General features: G+C 62.0%; 21 protein-coding genes and 1 pseudogene. 5 read left to right on the top strand and 17 right to left on the bottom strand.

What is annotated here, in order from left to right:
- Window positions 1–56: 56 nt before the first annotated feature.
- From NKH29_RS23970 to NKH29_RS23955, 4 genes are read right to left on the bottom strand one after another with little or no spacing between them, the layout of a single operon-like run.
- Window positions 57–1,007: a glycosyltransferase family 2 protein gene (locus NKH29_RS23970; protein WP_352790637.1), complete on the bottom strand. Its 951-nt coding sequence runs from the start codon at window positions 1,005–1,007 to the stop codon at window positions 57–59.
- On the bottom strand, window positions 997–1,947 hold the full coding sequence (locus NKH29_RS23965; protein WP_353000706.1) for a glycosyltransferase family 2 protein: 951 nt from the start codon (window positions 1,945–1,947) through the stop codon (window positions 997–999). The genes NKH29_RS23970 and NKH29_RS23965 overlap by 11 nt, the downstream gene beginning before the upstream one ends.
- Window positions 1,947–2,942: a glycosyltransferase family 2 protein gene (locus tag NKH29_RS23960; RefSeq protein WP_352483973.1), complete on the bottom strand. Its 996-nt coding sequence runs from the start codon at window positions 2,940–2,942 to the stop codon at window positions 1,947–1,949. The genes NKH29_RS23965 and NKH29_RS23960 overlap by 1 nt, the downstream gene beginning before the upstream one ends.
- A gap of 11 nt (window positions 2,943–2,953) precedes the next feature.
- Window positions 2,954–4,126 (bottom strand): glycosyltransferase family protein, encoded by a 1,173-nt coding sequence (locus NKH29_RS23955; protein ID WP_353000704.1) that lies wholly within the window; start codon window positions 4,124–4,126, stop codon window positions 2,954–2,956.
- Window positions 4,127–4,417: 291 nt separating this feature from the next.
- On the opposite strand from NKH29_RS23955, the pseudogene NKH29_RS23950 reads away from it, so the two are divergent.
- A pseudogene (locus NKH29_RS23950) lies at window positions 4,418–5,470 on the top strand (polysaccharide pyruvyl transferase family protein); the annotation flags it as partial.
- A 222-nt stretch (window positions 5,471–5,692) separates the two neighbouring features.
- Here NKH29_RS23950 and NKH29_RS23945 read toward each other — a convergent pair.
- The 8 genes from NKH29_RS23945 to NKH29_RS23910 all read right to left on the bottom strand — a co-directional run bounded on the left by NKH29_RS23945 (window position 5,693) and on the right by NKH29_RS23910 (window position 14,440).
- Window positions 5,693–7,156: a lipopolysaccharide biosynthesis protein gene (locus NKH29_RS23945; protein ID WP_023717984.1), complete on the bottom strand. Its 1,464-nt coding sequence runs from the start codon at window positions 7,154–7,156 to the stop codon at window positions 5,693–5,695.
- Window positions 7,153–8,322: a glycosyltransferase gene (locus tag NKH29_RS23940; RefSeq protein WP_352548919.1), complete on the bottom strand. Its 1,170-nt coding sequence runs from the start codon at window positions 8,320–8,322 to the stop codon at window positions 7,153–7,155. Before NKH29_RS23940 ends, NKH29_RS23945 begins: the two co-directional genes overlap by 4 nt.
- Before the next feature lie 187 nt (window positions 8,323–8,509).
- Complete coding sequence (locus NKH29_RS23935; protein WP_023717986.1) at window positions 8,510–9,589, bottom strand: glycosyltransferase; 1,080 nt, start codon at window positions 9,587–9,589, stop codon at window positions 8,510–8,512.
- Between the two features lie 31 nt (window positions 9,590–9,620).
- Window positions 9,621–10,952 (bottom strand): UDP-glucose dehydrogenase family protein, encoded by a 1,332-nt coding sequence (locus NKH29_RS23930; RefSeq protein WP_023717987.1) that lies wholly within the window; start codon window positions 10,950–10,952, stop codon window positions 9,621–9,623.
- Between the two features lie 85 nt (window positions 10,953–11,037).
- Window positions 11,038–11,904, bottom strand: coding sequence for an endo-1,3-1,4-beta-glycanase ExoK (gene exoK, locus NKH29_RS23925; RefSeq protein ID WP_352483971.1), 867 nt, complete (start codon window positions 11,902–11,904; stop codon window positions 11,038–11,040).
- Between the two features lie 136 nt (window positions 11,905–12,040).
- Window positions 12,041–12,442 carry a hypothetical protein gene (locus NKH29_RS23920; RefSeq protein WP_023717989.1) on the bottom strand — a complete coding sequence of 134 codons (402 nt, stop codon included), beginning with the start codon at window positions 12,440–12,442 and terminating at the stop codon, window positions 12,041–12,043.
- A 256-nt stretch (window positions 12,443–12,698) separates the two neighbouring features.
- Window positions 12,699–13,721 carry a glycosyltransferase family 2 protein gene (locus tag NKH29_RS23915; protein ID WP_352483969.1) on the bottom strand — a complete coding sequence of 341 codons (1,023 nt, stop codon included), beginning with the start codon at window positions 13,719–13,721 and terminating at the stop codon, window positions 12,699–12,701.
- A 398-nt stretch (window positions 13,722–14,119) separates the two neighbouring features.
- Entirely contained in the window at window positions 14,120–14,440 is a 321-nt protein-coding gene (locus tag NKH29_RS23910) for an exopolysaccharide production repressor protein (RefSeq protein WP_352790654.1), read from the bottom strand.
- Window positions 14,441–14,997: 557 nt separating this feature from the next.
- Between NKH29_RS23910 and NKH29_RS23905 the strand changes: the two genes are divergently transcribed.
- Together NKH29_RS23905 and NKH29_RS23900 are read left to right on the top strand one after the other, a co-directional pair.
- Window positions 14,998–15,675 (top strand): sugar transferase, encoded by a 678-nt coding sequence (locus NKH29_RS23905; protein ID WP_292659405.1) that lies wholly within the window; start codon window positions 14,998–15,000, stop codon window positions 15,673–15,675.
- Window positions 15,676–15,850: 175 nt separating this feature from the next.
- Entirely contained in the window at window positions 15,851–17,092 is a 1,242-nt protein-coding gene (locus tag NKH29_RS23900; RefSeq protein ID WP_156948041.1) for a polysaccharide biosynthesis/export family protein, read from the top strand.
- A 124-nt stretch (window positions 17,093–17,216) separates the two neighbouring features.
- On the opposite strand, the gene NKH29_RS23895 is transcribed toward NKH29_RS23900, so the two are convergent.
- Window positions 17,217–18,488 carry an O-antigen ligase family protein gene (locus tag NKH29_RS23895; RefSeq protein ID WP_353000701.1) on the bottom strand — a complete coding sequence of 424 codons (1,272 nt, stop codon included), beginning with the start codon at window positions 18,486–18,488 and terminating at the stop codon, window positions 17,217–17,219.
- Window positions 18,489–18,818: 330 nt separating this feature from the next.
- On the opposite strand from NKH29_RS23895, the gene NKH29_RS23890 reads away from it, so the two are divergent.
- A complete protein-coding gene (locus NKH29_RS23890) occupies window positions 18,819–19,571 on the top strand; it encodes an SDR family NAD(P)-dependent oxidoreductase (RefSeq protein WP_352483967.1) in 753 nt (250 codons plus the stop codon).
- A gap of 40 nt (window positions 19,572–19,611) precedes the next feature.
- On the opposite strand, the gene NKH29_RS23885 is transcribed toward NKH29_RS23890, so the two are convergent.
- Complete coding sequence (locus NKH29_RS23885; RefSeq protein ID WP_352548921.1) at window positions 19,612–20,193, bottom strand: DUF1349 domain-containing protein; 582 nt, start codon at window positions 20,191–20,193, stop codon at window positions 19,612–19,614.
- Window positions 20,194–20,239: 46 nt separating this feature from the next.
- Entirely contained in the window at window positions 20,240–21,676 is a 1,437-nt protein-coding gene (locus NKH29_RS23880; protein WP_352483998.1) for an aldehyde dehydrogenase family protein, read from the bottom strand.
- 177 nt (window positions 21,677–21,853) lie between these two features.
- Here NKH29_RS23880 and NKH29_RS23875 point away from each other — a divergent pair, with 177 nt between their 5' ends.
- Window positions 21,854–22,885, top strand: a complete 1,032-nt coding sequence (locus NKH29_RS23875; protein WP_352483965.1) for a hydroxyacid dehydrogenase — start codon at window positions 21,854–21,856, stop codon at window positions 22,883–22,885.
- Window positions 22,886–22,912: 27 nt separating this feature from the next.
- On the opposite strand, the gene NKH29_RS23870 is transcribed toward NKH29_RS23875, so the two are convergent.
- A complete protein-coding gene (locus NKH29_RS23870) occupies window positions 22,913–23,398 on the bottom strand; it encodes a hypothetical protein (protein WP_023717999.1) in 486 nt (161 codons plus the stop codon).
- Window positions 23,399–23,502: 104 nt separating this feature from the next.
- Window positions 23,503–26,334: a nitrate reductase gene (locus NKH29_RS23865; RefSeq protein WP_353000699.1), complete on the bottom strand. Its 2,832-nt coding sequence runs from the start codon at window positions 26,332–26,334 to the stop codon at window positions 23,503–23,505.

Raw genomic sequence — 26,334 nt, 5'->3', positions numbered from 1 at the left:
ATCGATTTCAACCCTGTCGCAGGCGGCGAAATTTGTCTTCATTCGCCTGCAGCCCTTTACCTCCCCGCCACCACGGCAAACTGTGCCGCTACCCTTCGCAGCCGGACGGCGATCGGCATGCTCATATGCCGAACCGCCGCCGGATCGCTGAGCGCCGTCCATATCGCCTTGAGCGGGGACCGCGCCTTGATGTGCTGAACCAGCGACAGGAATGATGCCGCCCGCCGCAGGCTGCGAGCGCGCCTGGCGAACGCCGCCGCGGCCGCAGCATCCATGGAATGGGTCGCGGCGAAGGTGGCATCGGCCCGGCGCATCGCCTCGACGTGATGAAGTTCGAGCACCCGGGAGATGGAACCGGTGCGAATGTGGTAAATATAGCCCGTGGTCGGCTCGACCACGCATTTGCCGCCTTTGGCCAGCGCACTGGCCAGGAGGATATAGTCTTCGCCAATGATCAGGCTTTCATCGTAACGAAGCCCGTTCTCGTTCAGGAACCGGCGCTGGAAGATCGGCTTGACGTAGCCGAGATTGAACCTCGATTCGAAGAGGACATTGCCGCCGATGAAATCCGCCAGCGAGATTTCACCGAGGCCTTCCAGATAGTCGGCCGGGAACATCGTCTCTTCGGCAACGCCATCTTCGCGAACGACCTGCAGATTATCGACCGCGATCTCGGCGCCCGCTTTCTCCGCGCGTTCGATCATGGTGCAGATTCGCCCGGGATAGACCGCGTCGTCCGAATCGAGAACCGCGACCCACCTGCCGCGGGCAAGCTCAAGGCCGGCGTTCCTGGCGCCGCCGGGGCCACGATTTTGCTCAAGCGCGACAACGCGTACGATATCTTCGGGGTAGGATCTCGCCAGGTCGAGCGTCCGGTCGCGCGACTTGTCGTCGACGACGATGACCTCGACGCTGACATTGCGCTGGGCGACGGCGCTGGCAATCGCCCGATCGATCGTCGCCTCGGCATTGTAGGCGGCAATCACGAAGCTCACGTCAGGCTGCACGCTTGCCCCCTTGCTGCGGCGAAGACAGGCCGTATTGGCGGATTTCACGAACCCCGACGAGGCCGCTGACGACGCCGACATGCATAATGCCGCGAAGGACGCTGCGGTTCCGTCGGACGGGGTCGATGGCGACCGGAATTGCCGACAGGAAACTATAGCCGGCCTTTGCCGCGGCAATGCCGACCTGCTTGAGCCGGGAAAGGCCGCGCGCGTTGCGCCCCAGGAGGTGACCATGCGTCTGCCCGACGCGGAACCGGCGGCGGCCGAGCCAGTCGAATGCCGCCCTGGCAGGCGGCACCACTTCATCGACCCAAGCCTCTGGCGAAAAGGCGATACTGCCGCCGGCCTTGACCATCTGGTCGAAGAATTCCGTATCTTCGCCGCCGGTCTGGCCACGTGCCAGGCTGAAGCGCCGGCCGCGCAGGCTCTCAGCGCCAATTCTGAGCAGGACGTTGCAGGTGTAGCCGGTGCGGATCTCGCCGCGCACCCAGACCGGCGAGGTCGAGTGGAAATCGCCTTTGCGCATCCAGTCGGGCGCATCCGGCAGGTAACGGGCTTGCACCGGCCCGAGCACGGCCGCAGCACCAGTTGCTTCCACCGCCGCCACCAGTTCGGCAAGCCAGCCAGCGGTGGCCGTCTCGTCGTCGTCGATAAAGGCGACGAAATCCGCCGCACTGGCATCGAGGCAAGCGTTGCGCGCGATCGAAATGTTGCGGGCCGGGGCGTGCCGGTAGGTCACCGGCAGCTTCAACTCCCCCGCTAGCTTGGCGACCAGCGTTTCGGCCGTCGGCGTATCGTCGTTGTCCGCGATGATGACACCGACATCGAATCCCGCGGGCATATCCATGGCTGCTACGGAGCGGAGCGTGTCGACAAGCTCCGGCCGGCGAAATGTGCAGACGCAAATATCGATGCTTCGATTTTTCTTGACCGGGTCCATCACGCTACCCCGCGCTGCGGTCGCGGTGCTAGCAGCTGCAGCCAGAAGCCGACCGACCAGCCGAAATGCATGACCATTGCCGAGACCCCGGCAAGCGCAATGTCGGGTTTGCGCTGACTGACCGCGGTCCAGAAGCCGTAGCCAAGGCAGACCGAGACCCATAGCAAAAGCGGCACGGCCGCCAGCCAGTGGACGAAGGAAAAGGCGGCGAGAAGAACCACGGGAAACACCAGAAGCGGCACCATCTGCCGGATCTTCGGGATCATGCGGTGCTTGAGAACGTTCTTCGCCCGCCCGCGGCCATAGCCGAGATACTGAAAATAGAGGCCCTTCAGCGAGGAGCGCGGGTAGTAGACCATTTGTGTCTTACCGGTCATCCAGATCCGGTAACCGGCCTGACGGAGCCGATAGTCGAGTTCGGCATCCTCATTGTGGCTGAACGTCTCGTCATAGCCGCCGACCGCGGTGAAGGCCGATATCCGGATCAGCGCATGGTGGCCATGATCGACCCATTCCCCCGCCGAAAGGTGCCGATGCTTGGAGCCGCCCGTGCCGAGCCTGGAATTCTGGGCCGCGGCCGCCGCCTTCTGCACCATGCCGCTGCCACTGGTCAGCATCGAGACGACGACCGAATCCGCCCCGGTGGCCTGCGCTTCTTCGACCAGCCGGTCGCAATAGTCGGCGGGATAGCCGCCATGCGCGTCGATGCGAATGAGATAGTCGACGCCCTCCCCGAACCTGGCAACGGCGAGATTGATCGCCGCGCTCTGCAAACGCTTTTCATTGTGGAGCAGGACCACCCGCTGATCTTTTGCGGCGATATCCGCGACGATCGTCCTGGTGCCGTCCGTGCTGCCGCCATCGGCAACGATGATCACGGCGCCCAGCCTCTTGGCCGCAGGGCGGAGCTCTCGAAGCAACGCGCCGATATGGGGCGCTTCGTTCAGGCACGGAACCACGATCATGCAGGATGGGAGCGTTTCGGTTTGCGTCATCGGCCGTCCTTCTATGCCAATGCTTCGGCAGCATATGGACCGGGCGCCGCGGCAAGGCCGCGGAGTTTTTCGACGAGCGCCCGGCAATCGGCGCGGTCGTAGCTCCAGGTGCGCGGATTGCGGGCGAGAACACGTGCCCTCAATGTCTCGAACCGATGCTGCTCCATGGTGCCGAGGGCAGCTTCGAGCGCCTCGGGCGTGGCTTCTGGCAAAAGAACGCCGATGCCTTGCCGATCGAGGAACCGGCCGGTCTCGGTGTTGCCCATCGAGATCGGCACGGCTCCGAAGCGGCAGCCCTCATAGAGACGGTTGGGCAGCAGCCATTCGGAATTCAGGCCCTGCTCAAAAAAGTCGATGGCCCAGGAAAAGTGAACCTCGCGGTAGATCGCCTCCATATCCTCCGGATTGCGATAGGGTCCGCCAAACGAGAGCCAGGGTTCCGATTCAACAAAACCGTGGAAATCGGGAAATTCGGACAACGCCGGGCGGCCTCTGAGGACGATTTCGAAGCGGCCGTCGAGGCGGCGCGAAAATTCGGCCAGAAGCTCCAGGGAGCGGCGGCAGCGGAGCGCCCCGAACCAGCCGATTCGCCAAGGCGGCGCAACAGGATTCTCCTCCGTCATGCGGTCATCCAGGGAAGCCGCGGCTGGCTCGAAATACTTGTTTTCGAGCAGTTCGACCGGCGCGGCAATCTGTCCGAACGGCTTGAAATAGTTGGCGATGAAGGCCGGAGAGCTGGTCACCAGAAGCTTCACATCCCTGGCCAGGAAGCGTTCCGCACCGCGCATCGCCCAGCCCAGCGGATCGTCGCGAAGCAGCAGACGATGGATGTCCAGGCACTCGTAGACGATCGGCACCGTTGCCTGGAAAGCCGACCTGGCGCGCCGGGCAAGCGCCAGCATTTCCAAATTGCGCGCGATAATGAGGTCGGGCCGTTGCATTGAACCCAGCTTGGAGCCGGTCGAGACCACCGCCTTCATGATCGCCGCCAGACGCTGGGCGAATCGGCCATCACGCGTCGGGCCGAGATCGATCGGCTGCAAGCCCTCGACATCAGCAACCGCGCTTGCCGTTCGACGAAAGCCCGCCAGCGTAACCTGGGCGCCGCCTGCCTTGAGCATTATGATCCGCCGGCGCACTGCCGGGTCGGAGACGTCGTGTACCAAGTACAAGACATGCAGCATGAAAACTCGACCGCTGTTGGCCCGCCCGCGACAATGCTAGTACAGCTCTTGCTGCATCGCAACATTTTTGGTGCAGCGTAGCAAAGATCCACATTTTTTGTTGCACTGCAAAATCGATGGGTTAATCTCGCTCTGCTTGGGCCGCATGGACCGCGCGTTGGCCCTGCCATTGGGCTGCGCGCCAATAATCACGACGCGAGGACCATCCTTGGCGTGCAGCATTTTCGGCCAACCCGCACCTCGGCATCCGTCGACCGAACCGCGGGACTACTCACGAAATGAGGTCATTCAATGAAGATCGCGGTTGAAAACACCGTCTGCCTGAATACCGGAGACGCAGCGATTCTCCTGGCGATTCGCCATGTTTTCAAGACGATCGTGCAGGACGATATCCAGTTCTACGTCTTCGACAGCCAGCCGGAGGTGGCGGCGAGGCTCTACACGAAGAAGGAGTATCCAGATCTCGAATTCCACAAGCTGCTGTCGGAATCGCTGTTCCGCTACAAATACGGCAGTGGGCTGAAGAACCTGATCAAGCCGATCTACAATCGGCTCGTACTCAATGCCCTGCGGCGGTTCGGCATCCGCGGCGTTCTCGGGCGTTTGTTCAGCTCAAGCAATCGCCGTGGTCTCAAGATCTACAAAGACGCCGACCTCGTGGTCACGACAGGCGGAACCTATCTCGTCGAGACCTACAATCTGGAACGGCGCCTCAATCAATTCCGGATCGACGCGATTCTGGGCAAGGACCCGGTCTTCTTCACGCAATCGCTCGGCCCGTTCAACAAAAGTTACAATCGCCAGGAGTTGAGCCCGATCTTCGACCGGAGCCCGCTCATCCTGCTGCGCGATGAACGTTCGAGAGGCCACATTGTGGACATGGTGAAAGACCCCGGCAAATGCCACGTCGTGGCCGACGCCGTCTTTGCGCTGGCCGATACCGACAGGATCGGAAGTTTTCTGGCCTCCGGCCAGTCGGCGACTGTCACCGGCCGCGTCGCCATTTCCGTCCGTCACTGGAACTATGTCAGCGACGGCGAGGGCGGCATGCGCCGCTACATCGACTCGATCCGCGAGATTGCGACCATCCTGGTCAGGGACCACGCCAAGCAGGTGACCTTCGTCTCTACCTGCCAGGGCGTGCCGGAATACGCCCATGACGATTCCAAGACGGCGCGGGCGATCGTTGCCGAACTCGATCCGGAGATCGCCAAGCATGTGAGCGTGGACGCTTCGTTCCACACGCCGGAGCAACTGATGGCCCTGGTGAAAGGCTTCGACTTCGTCGTCGCGACGCGCATGCACATGATGATCATGTCGCTCTGCGTCGGCACGCCGGTGCTGCCGATCGCCTATGAATTCAAGACCAAGGAACTCGCCAAGCGGATCGGCGTCGCCGACCTGCTGCTCGACATCGACACGGTAACGCCCGAGGAAGCGAGCGAGAAGCTCGGCAGACTTACCGCCAATCTCGACCTCTATCGCAGGACGAGCCTTCAGGCAGTGCTTGAGGAGCATGCGTCGGCGATGTCGGCAGGTGAGCTTTTGAGGCCGGTTATTGCCTGCCTAGCGGGCGTTGCGCATGGCGCTGGAAAGCGTGGTGAACAACGCACTGCGCGACTGGCGAAGGGCAAGCATGAGGATCAGGCCGATCGAATAATTGAGGGCAACCGCCAGGACCACCGCGAGCAGGTCTGACTGGCCGGTCAGCGATACGGGCAACTCCCGGTAGACGGACCAGGCAAGCAGCGACGACATGATGAAAAGCCCCTGCATGATCAGGAAGTCGGCTGCGGTCACCGGGCCGACCCGGTGGACAAGAACGGCAAGCACCGGGACGCGCAGCATATAGCCGCTGATCGCGTAGGCCGCGGCGACACCGACGGCGCCCCAGTGCAGGCCGATGATGAAGGCGGCGACCGTCGTCAGCGACGAGTAGATGCCCCAGTGGAACATGGTCTTGGTCTTGCCCTGGCAGATGAAGATCCATCCGGTGGTGCTTGAGACGGACTGGATCAGGCTGGCGATGCCCAGCCAGGCGAAGATCGGCGCCACCGCTGTCCAGCGCTCGCCGAAGAGAAGCCCGACGACCTGGTCGGACGTCAGCGTCAGCGCCGCGATGCCGGGCATGGTGATGGCCGCCAGCATCCAATTGGTCCGCACATAGATGTCGCGAAACCGCGCCTTGTCCTCATGGATGCGGCTCAGCAGCGGCACCATCACGCGTGTCAGCGGCTGGTTGATGTTCTGAAGCGGAAACAGCAGGAGCTTATAGGCGCGGTCATAGTAGCCGAGTTCGATCGCGCCCGAATATTTTCCGATCAGGATGTTGTCGAGATTGCGCGAGAAGAAGTTGGCCAGATTGAAGCCGGTCAGATTGGCGCCGAAGGACAATATGTCGGTATCGACCTTCAGGTCCGGCCGCGACGGCGTCCAGCGCGCCACCTGCCATGCCGCGGCCAGCGCGACAACAGCCGAAACCGCCGGGCCGATGACCAGCGACCAGTAGCCCAGTCCCGCATAGGCGGCGATTGCGGTAGTCGCAAGTCCGGCAGCGGCGGTTATCACATCGTTCAGCGCGAGCTGGCCAAAGCGCAAATGACGGTTCATCAGCGCCAGCGGCACCGCGGCGAGGCTGCCAAGAAGCAGCGGCAAGGCAGAGCCGATGGTGATCCCGACCATGCGTTGATCGCCGTAGAAGGCGGCGATGGCGGGCGCCAGGCATGCCACCACCACGGCACTGCCCAGCCCAACCAGCGCACTGATCCAGAATACCTGGTTGAGCTGTTCGGTGCTGATGTCCTTGCGCTGGACCACAGCCTGCTGCAGGCCTAGGTTTTGAAGCAATCCGACAAAGGCCACGATCGGCCCGACGGAAGCCACGAGACCAAAATCCTCGGGGACCAGCAGACGCGCAAGCACGATGACCGAGAGAAACTGGATCGCCATCTTGAAGCCTTGCGCGCCGATCGTCACCACGCCGCCGCGCAGAGCGACGCGACCGAACTGGGGGGGCGGGTTGGCGTTCATGCCGGGCGCCTGGCTTCGGCCAGTTGAGCAACGATCTGCGCAAAACGTTCGTTGAGCAGGTCCGCGTTGAAATCCTGCTCGATCTTGCGGCGCGCCGCACGTGCGATGCGCTCGCATTTGTCCGGGTTCTCGGCCACCCAGACAAGCTTGCGGGCCAACGCCGCAACGTCTCGCTCCGGTGCGAGGAAGCCTGTCTCCTGATCCTCGATCAACTCGGGGATGCCCGAGTGATAGGTGCTGACAACAATCAGCCCGGCGGCCATAGCTTCCATCAGCGCCACCGGAATACCCTCGAGATCGCCGTCCTGTGCAGCAACGCTGGGCAGCAGGAATACGTGGGCGTCGCGCAGGCGCTGCTTGACCTCGGCGTGCGGACGCGGCCCGAGGAAAGTCACCCGGTCGGCAATGCCGAGATTTACGGCGAGCTTCTTCAACTCTTCCAGCAATTCGCCGCCGCCAATCACCGCATAGACCCAGTCACGCTGCGGCAGGCTGGCGAGCGCCCGAAGGGCGAATTCGATGCCCTTCTTTTCGGTCAGCCGGCAGACCGAGATGAAGGACAGCGTGTCCCGGTCCCAGGAACGCCAATGGTAGCCGATCTCACCGGGCCGCACGCCCATATGGTGAACCATGACTTGCGCGGGGGGTGCGCCGACGCCGATCAGGGCGTCGCGGAAAAACGCGTTCACCGGGAGCTGGAGAACGCCCTTGTCGAAGACAACCTTGTAGCGCGTGAGCGTGTCGTCATGCAGCGGTTCGCCGACATCGCGGCCGTGGAATATGGTCACCAGCGGAGCGGAAATCCGGCCTCGTTTCATGGCGCGGGCAACGCGCATGCCGTTATTGCCGAAATGCGCGACGATCACATCGGCGTTCTGCAATTTGCGCGCAAAGGCGATGTCGATAGCGGTCGAGAGCTTATCCCAGAACCTGCCCGACCATCTCCTGAGCATCGGGCGAAAGCGCCCCAGTCCGCCCCACCAGCAGACGACCTTGCCAGGCAGCGCCTGCCAGCGGCGATCGTCGATGTTGCTGTCCTTGCCGAACGACGTCTCGTTGCAGACGACGCCGACTTGCATGCCGCGCTCGAGGCACCCTTCTATCTGGTCGAGGACGAAGGTCTCCGATAAAGAGGGGAACTTATCAACTACGAAGCAAATCTTCATCGAATGGACGATCTTTCGAGGCCGGTCGGCGATCTGCTCGCGCGGATGAGGGCTGAAGCCCGTCGCCGCCGTGCGAGGCGCCCCAAGCGTCTGGTGTTGTGCGTGCCGTTGTCCCAAAGCAGCTCCCACCCCGGTCAGGCGCGAGAGCCGGCTTTTGGGGAACGTGCATGGTTTTGGACGAAATGCATCAGGCGGCATGCTCCAGCGCGCCTTGCCTGGCGTTGTCGAGAACGCCGAGGAAGGTCGCGAACTGAATGTCTGGATTCATTTGCGGCCGCTCCGAAAACAGCTGCGCCGCCGCCGACAGCCGGTCGTACTCGGCCTTGTCGCTCCATAGCCGCCTGACTGCGGCGACCCAGTCGTCGAGCGGTGCGTCATAGTCAAGTACAACGCCGCCGGCGCCGATCGCTTCCGGCAGGCCGCCGCGGCGGGACCCGACGACCGGAATGCCGCTGCAATGGGCCTCGGATGCCACGCGCCCCCAGGCCTCTTCCCATTTGCTGGGCGCCAGCAGGATCTTGGTGCGGCCATAGACCGTCTTCATGTCGCTGGTACGGCTTTCCAGCCTGACGTTGCGCAGCGGCGCGATGGTCCGTTCGATCTGCGCCCGGTGGTCGTCGTCGAGCTTCCAGCTTTCGACGAACAGAAACGGGATTTCGGGGCATTGGCCGGCGATGCGCACGGCGAGTTCGAACCCTTTTTCATTGTAAGGGTTGATCAGCGTGACGAATTCGCCGGTCGTCGGGGTGCTGTAGAGCCCGGGATTGATGGTCGGCGGAATCACGGTCGAGTCGATGCCGAACCTTTCCTTATAGGTGCGCGCGGTGAATTCGGAGTTGGCGATATAAAGCGCCGAATGCAATTCGCGCAGGTCGCCGGCCAGCTCGTGGAATTCGACGTTCCGCAGATAGACCACCAGCGGCACGCCGAGCGCCTGCAGCGCCTTTCCGATCGGCACCGATTTGTGGCACTGCACGACGGCGACATCGGGATCGAGCCGTTCGACCGCGAAGCGCGCCGCCTCCCAGGGAAACCACGCCCGCACGACCGGATAGCCGGGATAGCTGTCGATGACCGCACGCTGGCGAAGCAGTTTCATCTTGGCGCGCGCCTTGAAGCCGAACATGCCATCACCGAACAGTGCCGCCAGGACCGAGGCGTCATGACCGTGCTCGCGCAGCTGCTCGACCAGATGGTGCGTGCTCGACTGAACGCCACCGCTGAACTGCGGCGTGTAGCCGTTGCCGCCTGCAAACAGAACTTTCATGGACCTGGCTCCTTGCTGGACCGCCCTATCGTCACGCCGCCATTCTGCCGATGCTGTGGTATTCGATGCCGTGGCGGGCGATGACCTTGGGGTCGTAGAGGTTGCGTCCGTCGAAGATGACGGGCGTGGTCAGCGCGTCCTTCAATGCATCGAAGGACGGCGCACTGAAGCTCTTCCACTCGGTCACGATCAAGAGCGCGTCGGCACCTCGCACAGCGGCCTCTTTGGTGCCGCACAGCTGCAGGTCGTCGCGCAACCCGTAGATCGCCTGGCATTCCTGCATCGCCTCGGGATCGTAGGCCTGCACATTGGCACCGGCGGCCCAGAGCGCCTCCATCAGCGTGCGGGCCGGGGCTTCGCGCATGTCGTCGGTATTGGGCTTGAAGGCCAGGCCCCACAGCGCAAAGGTCTTGCCCTTGAGATTGCCCTTGAAATAGCGGTCCACCTTCTCGAACAGGACCGACTTCTGCTGGTTGTTGCGCTCCTCGACGGCACGCAGCAGCTTGGCGTCGAACTTGATGGCTTCGGCGGTCTTGATCAGGGCGCGCACATCCTTCGGGAAGCACGAGCCGCCATAGCCGAGGCCCGGATAGATGAAGTGGTAGCCGATCCGCGGGTCGCTGCCGATGCCCTTGCGGACCTCCTCGATGTCGGCGCCCAGTTGCTCGGCCAAATTGGCCATTTCGTTCATGAAGCTGATCTTGGTCGCCAGCATGCAATTGGCCGCGTATTTGGTAAACTCGGCACTGCGCACGTCCATCACGATCATCTTTTCGTGGTTGCGGTTGAACGGCGCGTAGAGCTCGCGCATCACCGCCTCGGTGTCCTCGTTGCTGGTGCCGACGATGATGCGGTCGGGCTTCATGCAGTCGCTCACAGCGGACCCTTCCTTGAGGAATTCCGGATTGGAGGCGACGTCGAAAGCCAGATCCTCGCGCCCGCGCGCCCTCAGCGTCTCGGCAATCCTGGCCTTTATCCTTTCGCAGGTACCGACCGGCACGGTCGACTTGCCGACGACGATCTTGGGCGCGTCCATCTCACGACCGATGGCCTCGGCGACGGCCAGCACATATTTCAGGTCTGCCGAACCATCCTCGCCCGGAGGCGTGCCGACCGCGATCATCTGGATCTGGCCATGCTTGATCGCCGCGGCGGCGTCGGTGGTGAACTTGATGCGGCCGGCGGCATGGTTCTCCTTGACCATGTTTTCGAGCCCAGGCTCGAAGATCGGGACATGACCCTGGTTGAGCCGCTCGACCTTTTTTGCATCGATGTCGACGCAGACCACCTGATGGCCGACTTCGGCAAGCACCGCCGCCTGTACAAGACCGACATAGCCGATTCCAAAGACAGTCAAATTCATTCGGTTTCATTCCTGTTCAAGGCTTCGGGGCCTGTTCGAGCTTCGGGCTCGGACCACCTTCGGCCCGGCGGGTTCAGATGCGCTTCTAGTTCGTTTTGCATGCCAGCGATTCCGGGAATTGGCAGGGCTGGCCGAGTGCGGTGAATGCAACGCGGTCCACTTGCATGGCGAGCTTGCGGCCCGGATCCGAGAACGGCCCCATCCAGCCCTTCATCGTATCGCTGCCCCACAGGCTGAAATAGATTCTTTGCGAATGGGTGGGCAGCTTCGCCGGATCGGTGATCTCGTGGACAAGCTTGCCGTTGACGTACCAGCGCAGCCGGTCCTTTTCCCAGACGAAGGCGTAGTCGTTGAAGGCCTTGTCGGTGCCCCCGGCGACGTCGACCAGCTTCTCGTTCTTGCCCTTGCCGGCTATGTAGGCGTTGACCTGGACCTTGGACGTGTCCTTGGTCAGCACCTCGAAGTCGATTTCATCATGCGGCTGCTTGTCGGCATCGCCGACGAAGCTGAAGAATGCCGCGTTGACGCCGGAGCCCGTGTCGGTCTTCATCCGCGCCTCGTAGGTGCCGTAGCCGAAGCGCTGCTTGGTCTGGATCTCGGCGCAGGCGAATTCGCGATCCTTCAGCTTGCGCTTCTCGAAACCGAGCGTCAGCATGCCGTCGGAAAGGCCGATCAGGCTTTTGGACCAGGTGCAGTTCTGATGCTTGCCGTTCGTCCAGCCGTCGGAAATGTACCAGCGCGCGCGACTGAGGCTGGTGAAATCATCGACAAAGGACGGCGCGGTTGGGAGATCCTGGGCGCGGACGGGCACCAGGCCCGCAACCAGGCTGCCGAGAACGATCAGCAGAAACGCGCCGTCTGAACGGAGCCGCCGCAGCTTGCCTGGGATCGGGCGCGTGAACGGGGTGCCGCCGGTTGCCGGGGTGGACGTGCTTTTAGGATCTGCGTTCATATCAAACTCACCTTTGTGCTGTGCGCCCCCAAAGCGATCGTTCGAACCGTGACGAAACAAGCTAATCTTGACCTCTGTCGCTCCTAGGCTCCGTGTAGCGTGCCCAAAACCATTGCGCCGACTCCGGGATATTCGCTCAACCTGTGCCGGGACCGGCGGGTTTCACAAAATCGGTCCTTATGTCTGGGCCGTTCTGCCGATCCTCCTCGAAGATTTCATCCAGCGAATGACGGAGATCCTTCATCATCTGCTTCTGGCGCGAGAGCGCAGCGATGCGCCGCTCGCAATTCAGGATCGACCTGGTCAGTTCGCCAACTTCGGAAGACCTGCGGGAGGAGACCGCCCCGTTTTCCATGGCCTCGACCAGGAAGGCGGCATTGGTGGCCGTTGTCCTGTAGCGGTTCTCAAGTCCGTTCTTCTCCGCCTCGACCTCGGCCGCGATCTGGTCCAGCAGCTTCGCCAAGCGATCGAGTCGCGCGGTGTCGGTCTGCGTGTCGCGCGCCGGATCTCTCGATCGGAAGCGAAAGATCGAGGCCATGCAGTCAGCGCCCCATCATCGTCGAGATGATGACCGGCCTTGGCGCCCGTCCACGTTCAAAAGACATTTCTCGCATCGTCCAGCTCCTCTGACAGGGGATGTCTCGGGCCAGTTCGGTTGGCCGTCCAAAATTGCTGCACCGCAACATAGATTGCCATTCCCCGCGCGCATAGGCAACCACCTAGATCGTAAACTCATAAATCGCGTCGAAATGGTGCGAGCCGACCGAGGTAAGGCGATCGCCACGTTGACGAGCCTAGCTTTCGCCGGCTGTGCTGGTTCCGGCCATGAGGAAGCGCAGCGGCGGCACATGCTGACGCTTAGCGGCGAAGCCAGCGCGGCGAAACAGCGCATCCAGCTTGTCGGAGGCAACGCCGCGGACGACGGCCGTGAGGTTGGACGAGCCGGCCAAGGCATAGGCCACAGCCGGCGCCAGCCCGCGCTCAGTCTTCACGTCTAAGAACTTCCGCAACCGGTATTTGTCGCGAATGTGCCGCTCGTGCCTTCTCAGCGCAGCCTTCGATGCCTCCGGCAAACTGTCGATCGCAAGCAGTGCCAGGTCGGCATCGGCCAGATGCTTCAGATCCTGGGTGTTGTGCCGTCCGCTCAGCGAATCGGCGCGCACGATCGCGCCGTAGCCACAGGATTTGATGACCTTGAAGCGCGCGCCATGCGCAACCGCGCGCGCATAGAGTTCATAGTCTTCGCCAAGGCGCAGCTTCTCGTCGTAGCGCAGCTCATGCCGATCGAGGAAGGCGCGGCTGATCACGGGTTTGAGGAAGCCCAGTTCCCCTCGTTGCACACGGCGCCTGGAGATGTTGGCGTCGATGAAACCCTCGAAATCGAGGAATTCCGGCTCGGGCGAAAACGGTGGAGCGACGATTTTCGAGACGTCGGTTGCCGCGTCATCCCTGACAAGCATGATGTTGTCTGCCGCGAAATCCCAATCGGTGCTGGCGAACAGTCTGTGAAACCTGCCTTCGAAAAAGAAATCATCAGCGTCCAGGATGCTGATGAACGGCGACCTGGAACCGGCTATCGCGGCGTTGCGGGCAAAGGAGGGGCCGCGATTGACGTCGAAGCGGATGACGGAAAGGCGGCCCGTGCCGTCGTCGGCTGCATGGGCGACTTTCGCGGTATCGTCGGTGGACGCGTCGTCGACGACGACGACTTCCGCAACCTCCGGCTCGCGCAATGCCGATGCAATGGCAGCCGGGATTGTCCGCGCCGCGTTACGGGCAGCGATGATCACGCAGACTTGGGATGATGTCATGGACATGCCTCTCGATTGCAGAAATCGTTGCGGATTTCCTCGCCCTCCCCGCTCAATGCCTCACCGCCCGTCTGACATGCATCGGCCCAAATGCCTATGCTGCAAGTGCGAAGCAAGCATCGCCAAAATCATCGGCGCCGTCCAGTTTTTCATTTGGCTGGGTGTCATGACGCGGCTGGGCAGGCGGCGAGCCGCAATCGGGATAGCTCCCGAAAGGCGCCGCTTGGCAGAGCCGCTCCTGCACGGCCCGGATCAAGCCACTGGCGCGCTCAGTTGGCCAACCAGTCACTGCCGAGTAGGTCGTGGCGATGGAGAGCGGCCGCTTGGTGGAGGCCGGGAGCATCGAGGAATTGAAGAAACGGGATGCCGACTTGCGGCGTGTTGCTGGAGGCCAACGCCCGAAATCAGTGAAGGCCTCTCCTGGCGCTTAATTTCTCGCCTTCGGCCGCTTCGTTCGAACTCAGCTTTCGTTCTGCGTCGCGAATTTTGTCGGCCGAGGTCGGGGCATTTCTTGCGACCATGGCAAAGACCAGCAGAAAATAACCGAGTTGGATGACTATGGCGCAGCCGATGACGCGAAAAAGCGTCGTGCCGAGCGAGGCGCCGCCCAAATAGGACCAGACGACCACGATCGCCAGCGCAAAACACATTCCGATAATGAACTTTGGCAGTGACATACCCGATAGCCCATCAACCGGCTCGGGAAAAAATGTCGACAAGCCCACCCCGAGCACCTCCCTTAAACTCTGCGAGCTTGTTTAGGTTGCCCGCTTCTGGCCGGTTGCTTCCGGCCTTGCCCAATCTGTCCATACTCCGACAGAAACAATTTGCAACTCTATTGAGGCGAGCAATAGGCGGCAAGGGCAGCTACGGAATAATTTTAAGCGAATCCTCAGGATCGCCTCTGCCATGGTGCAATGCACACGTCGGCATCACCACTGATTGACGGATATCGACTCGCTCCAGTAAGATTTATAATATTGACCAGTATCTTATCATAACATCAGTCGATATTTTGAACTTCTAAGTGACGGCAAAGCTCCACAACCGGGTATAAAGAGCGATTCGCCCAAAATCAGCCCCAAAATTGGACTAGATTTTCCAAAATTGCCCATAATCTGTCGCCTTTGCGACATAAAGGCAAAATTTTGTGCAGGACGAGTTCATTATTTAGTCAGTTCATGACGCGACTATTACAGCCGGCTGGGAAATTGTGTGTTGCGCTGCAGCATTTTTTTGGTATCGTGCGCTAAACCATCCGTTCAACGTATGGAGTTTACGCATGAGGGACGTAGCCAAGCCGGCCGACGCGGATTTTTCGCAGGCCGGCGTCGATTTTCCGCCGCCGATCGGCGGCCTGCTCAAACGCAGCTTCGATATTGCCGGTTCGCTGATCGGCCTGATCGCTCTCAGCCCGCTGTTCGTGATGATAGCGCTGCTTGTCAGGTTTTCCGATGGCGGGCCGATTTTCTATGGTCATAGCCGGATCGGCCGCGGAGGACGGATTTTTCCGTGCCTCAAGTTCCGCACTATGGTTCCAGACGGCGAGCGGGTGCTTGCTGCCTATCTCGCCGCGAATCCGGAGGCCAACGCCGAATGGATAGCGACCCGCAAGTTGAAGAACGACCCGCGGATCACGCGCGTCGGAGCGGTGCTGAGGAAGCTCAGCCTCGATGAGTTGCCGCAGATCATCAACATCCTGCAGGGGGATATGAGCCTGGTTGGGCCTCGTCCCGTGGTACGCGATGAGTTGGAGATCTATGGCAATTCGGCCGTCTATTACCTGAAATCGCGCCCCGGCCTGACCGGGCTCTGGCAGGTTAGCGGACGCAACGATGTTTCCTACGACAGCCGCGTCGCGTTCGATCGACACTATGTCGAGAACTGGTCGATGTTCGAAGACATTCGCATCATCATCAAGACCGTACCTGCGGTCTGGATGTCGCGAGGCTGCTACTGACGGCCGCTTGCTGGCCGTGCATCGAGGAGCGACTGTCCAGAATTCGAGCCCGGAACTCAGGCCCCGGGACTCAGGCATCGGGACTCAGGCATCGGGCGGGGCAAACCAGATCGGAAACGCTCAGTTGAAAGCAGATATAATCGATATCTTTTGCACCGGCATTCTCTCCAGACGCATGCGGCGAGTACGACTTTTGACGACTTGCCTCACGCTGGCGACCGGCCTGTCGCTGGCCCTGCCGCAGTTTGCCTTCGCCGATGACTATCGGCTTGGAGCACAAGACAAGCTAACCATCCGCGTAGCGGAATGGCAGACCGTCGAAGGCACGTTCCGTGACTGGTCGGCCATCAATGGAGAATACACGGTCGGGCCGGCAGGAACCTTGTCGGTGCCGTTCGTCGGCGAGATGCCCGCATCCGGCAAGACGACCTCGGAGATCGCGGCATCGCTCGGCGAGGCGCTACAGCGTAAGCTCGCCCTGGCTGACAAGCCCGAGGCCTCCGTCGAAATGGCGCAGTACCGGCCGTTCTATATTTCTGGCGAGGTGCAATCGCCCGGACAGTATCCTTGCGTGCCTGGGCTGACGGTGCTGAAAGCGATGAGCATTGCCGGCGGAACGCGGCGGAACTCGGAGAGCGGGCAGCGCTACGACCGCGACCTGATCAATGCCAAGGGCAATTTCGACGTACTTCAAGACCAACAGGTCAGGCTGATCGTCAAGCGCGCCCGCATCGAAGCGGAACTGGCGAACAAACCGTCATTCGAAGTGCCGAAAGAAGTGGCCGACGATCCGAAGCTGCCCAGCATCGTTGCCGATGAGACGGCGATCCTGGCGGCCGACCAGAAGAAACTCAACCTACGCTTGCAGGCGCTCGACGACTTGAAGGCGCTGCTGCAGAGCGAGATCGATTCGCTGCAGAAAAAGATCGTCAACCAGCAGAAGCAGGTCGATCTGGCGAAGGAGCAGCTCAACGGTATCGGCTCGCTGGCGCAAAAAGGCCTGGTCGTCAACACCCGGGTTTTGAATTCCCAGCAAACCATCGCCGACCTCGAAGGCCAGATACTGGATTACGAAACGGCGATTCTCACGGCCAAGCAGTCGATCAGCAAGGCCACTCAGGACGCTATCGATCTGGAGAACACCCAGAACTCCACCCTCGCGACCGACCGGCAACAGACGGAAGCCGACCTCAACGAAGCGACGCTGAAGCTGAATATGGAAAAAGGCTTGATGACCGAAGCCCTGTCGGGCAACCCCATGCCGCAATTCTATGGCAACAACGAACCAGCCGCCATGTCGTTTTCCCTGGTGCGGGTGGTCGACGGCAAGACCAGCGAAATCACCGCCGACGAAGACACGCCGGTACTGCCCGGGGACGTGATCAAGGTCAAACCGGCGCCCCTGGCCATCCAGTAGCTTCTTTCCACCGGAGCGAAGCACCCACCTCGCAGGCGGCGGCCTGCGGGGTTTTGGGCTTCGTATTTTATGGATCAGAAAACAAGGCGGCCTTTGGGCGACGAACAGCCCGGATCGGCCCGCTCTAGCCTCGCACGGCGTCCGGTTCCTCGAGATGGTTCGCGGCGCTCCACCGGGAACGGGCGACGGACGGCACCTTCACCAGCTTGAAGTAGCTGTAATACAGCAGGAACGATCCCATGATGTAGGGATTGAGGGTCTCGACCTCGACGAAGGAGCGGATGAACAAAAGCACCATGACGCCTGCGAGAATCACAGACTCGGCTTGCCATGTCCTGAATATCAGCGCCGAGACGTGCCCCCAGAGCGTGCGCAGGATGATCAGCGACAGCAGTGTCGCTCCGACGAAGCCGAGTTCCACCAAGGTCTCGATGTAGGTGTTGTGGAAGTGGAAGCCGCTTCGGGCGGCGATGTAGAATTCATTCCACAGCCGCTCGGCCTCGGAGAAGCCCTGCACCCAATACGCCGCGTAGCCGACGCCGAGGATGGGCGATTGCTGCGCGGCATTCCAGCCCTGCTGCCAGAGGTAGGTTCGTCCGGTGAGCGTCGAATCCTTGCCGAAGAGGCCAAGGACAAAGTCCATTAGCCCGAGATTCAGCGCAATCACGGTGCAGGCGACCAGCCCGCCTGCACCGATCACGAAAATGACCCGGCGATGGCGGAGCGAAAGCAGCTTGCCCATGGAAAGCAGCGCGACCAGGGCGAGAACCGCCGGGGTCGATGCCATCGAAGTGGCCGAATGCGACACGACCAGCAGATAGCCCGACAGAAGGACGATTGGTACAATCAACAAAAAACCTATGCGGCCGCGCCTGAGAAAGGCCAGGTAGACAACGCAGAAATAGATGCCAAGCGATGCGACAAAGCCGATCTGGTTCTTGGAGCTGAAAGCGCCGACGAAATTGTATGTCCCGTCGAGAACGTCGTAGGAATAACTCGCGACCTTGAGCGAGTAGAGCAGGACGACGAAAATCCCTATTAGGGCGCCTATGGTCAAGGTCCGGACGCTGACCGTGCGCGCGGCAATGTAGGCGCATGCGATATGGGAACAATATTGCACGGCCGTCCTTGCCGTGGTGCCGGGAGCTGCCGACCAGAACACCGAGAAGCAGACATAGGCTGCAAACGCCAGCGGAAGCCAGGCGCTGGAAGCGTGCCTTAATATTTTCCGGTAGTCGACCAGGATGAGCGGCAGCCAGACTGCATAATAGGCCAGGATCATGGCCTGGCCGAGAATGGTCGAGTAGGAGAACGCCCAGATCGAGACTGCAACGGCAAAGCTGCCATAGACCGTGTTCTTGTCCGGATCGATCAACAGAGATTTTGGAATCTTCATCTCGGTATCGGTTTTCCGCCCTTGCAGCTCAATGCCGATTTCATGGGCCGCTCATGGGTCGATTCATTGGATCGATGGGAGCCTCGCCTGCAGGCGCTCGCATTGTGCAGTGCAATATAGCGCATCCGGCGCTGCATGTCACCCGGATGACAAACTGGGCGAAGTCGTTCCTGCAGTTCTCCCATGCCGGACGAGACGATTTGGCCAGGAGGCAGTGCCGTTCAATTGCCTGGTGCTGGCCCATCACGAAGCTGTTCGGAGGCTGCAAGTCCGCGCTTGAACTTGTCCGCCGTTGACTTCACATTCGCCGCCGATTGGGAGGAAGACCACATGCCGATGAGTTTCGCGGGACGATTTGCCGGACGATCTGCTGTTATCACCGGCGGCGCCTCAGGCATCGGCCTTGCCGTCGCGCAAAGGATCACTAAGGAAGGCGGGCGTGTTTCGGTCTGGGATCGCGATGCCGCCCAGATCGAGCAGGCCAAGGCCATTGTTCCAGGCCTGCACAGCGTCACCTTAGACGTCGCCGACCCCATAGCGGTCGAAGCCGCCGCCCGAGAGACGATCGAAGCGATTGGCGCAGTCGATGTCCTTGTCACCAGCGCTGCCATCACCGGACCGAACATGACGACCTGGGAGTATTCCGTAGAGGATTGGCGCCGGGTCATCGACATCAACATCAACGGCGTCTTCTTCTGCAACAAAGCGCTGGTCCCGCATATGCTCGAACGCAATTACGGCAGGATCGTCAACATCGCCTCGATTGCCGGCAAGGAAGGAAACCCGAACGCCTCGGCCTACAGCACCTCCAAGGCCGCGGTGATCGGCATGACCAAATCGCTCGGCAAGGAACTGGCCAAGACCAGGGTAACGGTGAACTGCGTCACGCCGGCGGCCGTGCGCACCGCGATCTTCCAGCAGATGAGCCAGCAGCACATCGACTTCATGCTGTCCAAAATACCAATGGCGCGGTTCGGCGAGGTCGAGGAGGTGGCGGCGCTGATTTGCTGGATCGCGTCCGAGGAATGCTCGTTCACGACGGCGGCCGTCTTCGACGTCTCCGGCGGCCGGGCGACCTACTGAGGCCGGCCGGACGCAAACCGCCCGACCGGATCGCGGCGCCTCAGTCGTGAAGCTGCCGCGAGATCGGCGGGCCGATCGAAAAGTCGCTGAATGTGACCTCGAAGCCCTCGCGCTGCGGCGAGCAGCACATCATGCCGACATCGACCGTTTTCGACGGCGGGAAATAGGCAAGCCGCACCGGCTTCCAATGTTTGTCGGTCGCGTCCAGATACTGGACACGGATCGTCTCGGCATGACGCGTCAAGCGGATCCTGACGCCGTCCGGGTCGGCCGGAATATTGGCCAGCGACCAGTCGGAGGCATCGTTGGTGACGACGACGGAAAAATACATCAGCCCGTCGGTGTATTCGATGCCGGCCTTGATCCAATGGGTCTCGCTCAGGCGGACCATAAGCCCGGCTTGGTCGTAAAGCACCTCATAGTGCCCCTTGGCCGTGACTTCGGCGCTGAAATCGCCCTCGACCTCACGATAGAGGAAATGGCCATTGTCACGCCAGAAGCCGTAGAACGTCTCTCGCCAGAAGTCGGTCTCCTTGCCGGTCCGCACATGCACCGTATTGTCGCCGAACTCGTGGTGCGGCGGCGGATTGAGCCAGGTCAGGTCCGTATTTTCAGATGCCATCGATTTGCTCGCCTGCCTGGCTGGTCCCGGATGAGTGCCGCCGTGATCAGCCAGCGAATGTATAGGCGGTCTTCACGGTCGTGTAGAACTCCGCGGCGTAGCGGCCCTGCTCGCGTGGGCCATAGCTCGACCCCTTGCGCCCGCCGAAGGGCACGTGGAAGTCGACGCCCGCCGTCGGCAGGTTGACCATGACCATGCCGGCTTCCGAATTGCGCTTGAAATGCGTGGCATGCTTGAGGCTCGAGGTGCAGATGCCGGACGTCAGCCCGAACGGCGTGTCGTTGGCCACCGCCAGCGCCTCATCATAATTCTTGACGCGGATGACGTTAGCGACAGGTCCGAAAATCTCCTCACGGGAAATGCGCATGGCGTTGGTGGTTTCGGTGAACAGCGCCGGTTGCAAATAGAAGCCGCGGGTTTCGCGATCGAGCCGCTCACCGCCGAAAGCGAGATCGGCACCTTCCCGACGTCCGATGGCGATATAGTCCTCGTCCTGTTTGAGCTGGCTCTGGTCGACCACCGGCCCGATCTGGGTCTTGGCATCGAGAGCGTCGCCGATGACCAGCTTGCCCAGGCGATCTTTCATCGCCTCGACGAAGCGGTCATGGATGCCGTCCGTCACCACCAGGCGGGACGACGCCGTGCAGCGCTGGCCGGTCGAGAAGTAGGCGCCGTTGACCGCGCAGTCGACGGCGACGGCAAGGTCGGCATCATCGAGCACGACAAGCGGGTTCTTGCCGCCCATTTCGAGCTGGAACTTGCGCATGTGCTCGACGCTGGCGGCGGCCACGCGCTTGCCGGTGCCGACCGAGCCGGTGAAGGTGATGGCGTTGAGATCAGGGCTGTCGAGCATGGCCTGGCCGACCACCGAACCTTTGCCCATCACCAGGTTGAGCACGCCGTTGGGCAGTCCGGCGCGGTGCAGGATGTCGACAATTGTCCAGGCGCTCTCCGGAACGAGTTCCGCCGGCTTGAAGACGATAGTGTTGCCGTAGGCCAGCGCCGGAGCGATTTTCCAGGCCGGAATGGCGATCGGGAAATTCCACGGCGTGATGATGCCGACGACGCCGACCGCTTCGCGGGTGATCTCGACGCCGACGCCGGGCCGCACGCTTGGCACCAGCTCGCCCGACAGGCGTAGCGTCTCGCCGGCGAAGAAGTCGAATATCTGGGCAGCCCGCACAGTCTCGCCAATGCCCTCGACCAGCGTCTTGCCTTCCTCGCGCGCCAAGGCCCGGCCGATTTCATCTTTCCGCGCGGTGATCTCGTCCGACGCCTTCCTCAGCACCGCGTGGCGTGCCAGCAGGCCCGATCGGGACCATGCCGGAAATGCCGCCTTCGCCGCCGCGATGGCCTGCCGGGCGTGCTCGGCGCCTCCCGATGCATATTCGCCGACCACGTCGTCGAGATTGGACGGGTTGATATTGCGGGAGCCGGCATCGCCCACCCACTCGCCATCGATGAGGTTCTTTCGAAACGGGATCATGTCGCTGTCTTCCTTGTCGTCCTTCGATCGCCGTCTATCTGGACCACCGACCGCCACACCGCAAGGCCGAAAGGCGGGCAAACTTCTCCTCCTCGACAGGCATGTGATAGGGGTCGGGCTGGAAAAGATGATTCCAGTATGGTGCGTCGTGGATCGCACGGGAGGAAAAGTATCATGTCCGACAACGCGTTGCCGCTGGTGATCAGCGCACCCCATCCACGCACGCTCGACCTGATCTTCACGCCGGCTGCGCTGACGAAATTTCGGTCGAAATACCGCATCGTCGAAACATCGCCCGAAGGTGTCGCGGCGCTGCCGGCCGATATCCTTGGCGAGGCGCGCTACATTGTCGGCCAGCCGCCGATCGCGCCAGAGACACTGGAAAAAATGAAGGCGCTGCGCTGCATCTTCAATGTCGAGAGCAACCTCATCAACAACATGCCATATGAGACGCTGTTTTCGCGCGGCATCCATGTCGTCACCACTGGGCTGGTCTTTGCCGAACCGGTGGCCGAGCTCGGCCTTGCCATGGCGCTCAACCTTGCCCGCGACATCGTCGATGCCGACCTCGCTTTTCGTCAAGGCAAGGAATTGTGGGGCGGCGACGGCAACCGGACGGCGCGGCTTCTTTCCGGCGCGGATGTCGGCATCATCGGCTTCGGCGATCTCGGCCGCGCGCTCAACCGGCTTTTGACGGGTTTTCGCACGCGGACAAAAGTCTTCGACCCGTGGCTGCCGCCGTCGATCCTGATCGAGAACGGCGTTGAGCCGGCCTCGCTCGATGAAGTCCTGTCGAGCAGCGATTTCGTCTTCGTCGTCACTTCGGTGACCAGCGAAAACCAGGGTTTCCTCGGCGCCGAAGCCTTTGCCAGGATGCGCGAGGGATCCGCTTTCATCCTACTCAGCCGGGCTGGCGTGGTCGATTTTCCGGCACTGATGGATGCTGTCCGCAGCGGCCACATCGTCGCCGCCAGTGATGTTTTTCCTGAGGAGCCGCTGGCCCAAGATCACCCGGTCCGCACATTGCCGGGGTTCCTGCGCTCCGCCCACCGGGCCGGCGCACTCGACATCGCTTTCAAGCGGATGGGCGACATGGTGCTGGAAGACATGGACCTGGTCGACCGCGGCCTGCCGCCGATGCGTTCGAAGCGGGCCGAGCGTGAGACCGTTTCGCGAATGCGCTCAAAGCCGGTCGACAAGAATTAAGCCGTCTGTCCCGACGGTCGCACATGCTCAGATCGTGAAGGACCAAAACAGGCAGGCCAGTGTCGCAGCGGCGAAGACGACGAAGAACAGGCTTCTCAACAGGATGTTGCGCCGCAGTTCGTTGATGAAGAGATGGCATCCGACGATGGCTGCGACAAACAGGAACCGCCAGTTCAGCAGTGCCGAGAGCACATCGTGCTGACCGAAAGCAAATCTGGCGGCGAGACATCCAACGATGACCGCGAACAACACGATGACCGTCCAGAAGATTGCATCGGCGGCATGCGTCAGGACGATGCCGGCGAGCCTGATCGGCAGAACCATCATCAGCAGTGCGCTGAGGAAGTAGACCGCCGCGAGCGGAATGAATGCCCCTGCATCGGCGACGTCACTCAAGCGCTTGGCGCCGATCGCGCCATAGGGATAGCCATGCCTGGCCACCGCCAGGCTGAGCGCCATCAGCAAAGCCGTCAGCACGGCCGCAAGCGCGAATGAGGTCAGGGCCTTACTCATGGGGCTCCCGTTCCGAACGAATCGAAGTCAGAACGGTGGTAGCCTATGGTTTGTAAATTGCTAGTAAGCATCATGCAGCGGCGCGGCAGAGTTCCTCGGCGCATTCACTCTGCAGCTTGCAGACGCCGCCCGTCGATAATGGTCTTGATCTCGGCGCGGCAGGAGCCGCAATTGGTGCCGGCGTGAAGGGCGGCGCCGATTGCCGCGACGCTGGTGCAGCCGCCGCGCACCGCTTCCGCGATCTGGTTGGCACCGACCCCGAAACAGGCGCAGACGGTGGCGCCGCGGTCGACGCTCTTGCCGCCAGGCCTGCCGGCGACGATCGCCAGCCGCGCCTGCCGATCGGCATGGTCGGCACTCAGTTGTTCGGCCGCCCAGCCGCGCGACACCGCTACCGGGGTAGGCGCAAGATAGAGCGCGCCGACCAGCCGACCGCCCGCGAAACGGGCGAAGCGATGGTGCCCGCCGGCAATGTCGTGATAGGCGAGCGCCTCGCCTTCCGGGCCGAACAGCGCGGCGGCAAACCCGGTCCAGTCGCGGCTGTCCTGCAGCGCAATTTCAAGGCGCCAGCCGGCGGGGCAGCGGGCGAGGCTCCAATAATCGGCGTCGATGGATGCGGGCCGTTCCGCAAGCACCGCGAAGCCGAAGGCCGTGGCGGCGAACCGCTCGATTCGGGCGGCAACGTTCTTTGAAGCCGGCTGGCCTGAAATCGCATCAGTCGTCGGCGCGACCAGGGCATCGACGCGCGCGCGCGCGGAAAACTGATCGGTCCAGTGCATCGGCACGAACACAGAGCCTTGGCGTTGGCGCCCTGTCACCAGCGCGCGGACCACGACCTCGCCATAAGCTGTCGAGACGCGCACAATATCGGCATCGCCGATGCCGTAGTGCTGCGCATCAGCCGGGTGAATTTCGACGAAAGGCTCGGCCATGTGCTGCGACAGGCGCGGGCTCTTGCCGGTTCGCGTCATGGTGTGCCAGTGGTCGCGCACGCGCCCGGTGTTGAGCACCAACGGGTAGTCCAGGCTGGTGCGGGTTTGGGCGGTTGGGCGGATGGCAATAAAGCGTGCCTTGCCGTCGGGTGTGTAGAAATTGCCGTTGGCAAAGAAGCGGGTGCTTTTGTCCTCCGGCTGGCGCCACGCACCCCCCTCTGGCCTGCCGGCCATCTCCCCCTCAGGGGGGGAGATTGGCAGTTTTGCCGGCACCGCCTTTTCAGCAATGGTAACGATTGGCGAAACCGGTGGCGACATCCAATCTCCCCCCTTGAGGGGGAGATGGCCGGCAGGCCAGAGGGGGGTGCCTTGGCTCGGCGCTGGCCATTGGAATGGCGCCAATTTCTCAAAGGTCCCTGAATCAATCGCGCCATACGCGCCTATATCAAAATCGCGCGCGCCGTCATTCTCGAAACCCGACAACGCCGCATGCTCGGCGAAGATGTCGGCCGCCGACACATGCGAAAAAGCTTCGGCAAACCCCATCCGCCTGGCGACTTCAGCGATGATCCACCAATCTGGCCTTGCCTCGCCGGGCGTGGCCAAAAAAGCCCGCTGGCGCGAGATGCGGCGCTCCGAATTGGTGACGGTGCCGTCCTTCTCGCCCCATGCCGCCGCCGGCAGCCGGACCTGAGCATGGCGGACCGTGTCGGTCTCGCCCAGCACGTCCGAGACAACGACAAACGGGCAAGCCTTGATCGCCGCCTCGATGGTATCGGCGTCCGGCATCGAATCGACCGGATTGGTCGCCATGATCCACAGCGCCTTGATGCGTCCGTCGGCCACCGCTTGGAACATCTCGACCGCTTTCAGGCCGGGCTTTTCGACGACGGTCGGCGCGTTCCAGAAGCGCTGCACGCGGTTGCGGTGCTCGGGGTTTTCGATCTCCATGTGGGCGGCCAGCATGTTGGCCATGCCGCCGACCTCGCGGCCGCCCATAGCATTGGGCTGGCCGGTCACCGAAAACGGCCCGGCGCCGGGCTTGCCGATGCGGCCGGTGGCGAGATGGCAGTTGATGATGGCGTTGACCTTGTCGGTGCCCGAAGACGACTGGTTTACGCCCTGGCTGTAGACGGTCACCGTCTTCGCCGTCGCGGCAAACAGGCTGTAGAAGCGGGACAGTTCGTCCTCACTGAGACCCGTGGCAGCCGCGATGCCGGCAAGGTCGAGCGCCGAGGCAGCGAAAAGCGCTTGCCCGAATCCGGTCGTGTGCGCCGTGATATAGGTACGGTCCAGCGCGTTATGCTGGCCGAGATAGGCGAGCAGCCCTGTGAACAAAGCGACGTCGCCATCGGGCGCGATCCCCAGATGCATGTCAGCGATATCCGATGTCATGGTGCGGCGTGGGTCGATCAGCACCACCTTCATCTCGGGCCGCTTTTCCCGGGCAGCGGCAATGCGCTGATAGAGCACCGGATGGCACCAGGCGAGATTGGAGCCGACGAGCACGATCAGGTCGGCAAGTTCCAGATCCTCGTAATTTCCCGGAACCGTGTCCGAGCCAAAGGCGCGGCGGTGGCCGGCGACCGACGAGGCCATGCACAGGCGCGAATTGGTGTCGATATTGGCCGAGCCGACAAACCCCTTCATCAGCTTGTTGGCGACGTAGTAGTCCTCGGTCAGCAACTGGCCGGAAACATAAAAGGCGACCGAATCGGGGCCGTGTTCGGCAATGGTTTGCGAGAAGGTCGAAGCGACTAGATTGAGCGCTTGGTCCCAGCCGGTACGGCGGCCGTGGATTTCCGGATGAAGCAGCCTGCCGTCGAGATCGATGGTCTCGGCCAGTGCGGAGCCTTTGGAGCAGAGGCGGCCGAAATTCGCCGGGTGGTCCGGGTCGCCACGAACGGTTATTTCACCGTCCGCGGCGACCTTCGCCAGCACGCCGCAACCCACCCCGCAGTAGGGGCAGGTGGTCCTCACCTCGCGCGCTTCATCAATCTGCAT

Source organism: Mesorhizobium sp. M1295 (genome assembly GCF_040318135.1).
GTDB lineage: Bacteria > Pseudomonadota > Alphaproteobacteria > Rhizobiales > Rhizobiaceae > Mesorhizobium.
The sequence above is the reverse complement of the archived record's forward strand: the minus strand, read 5'-3'. Positions and strand labels throughout refer to the sequence as shown.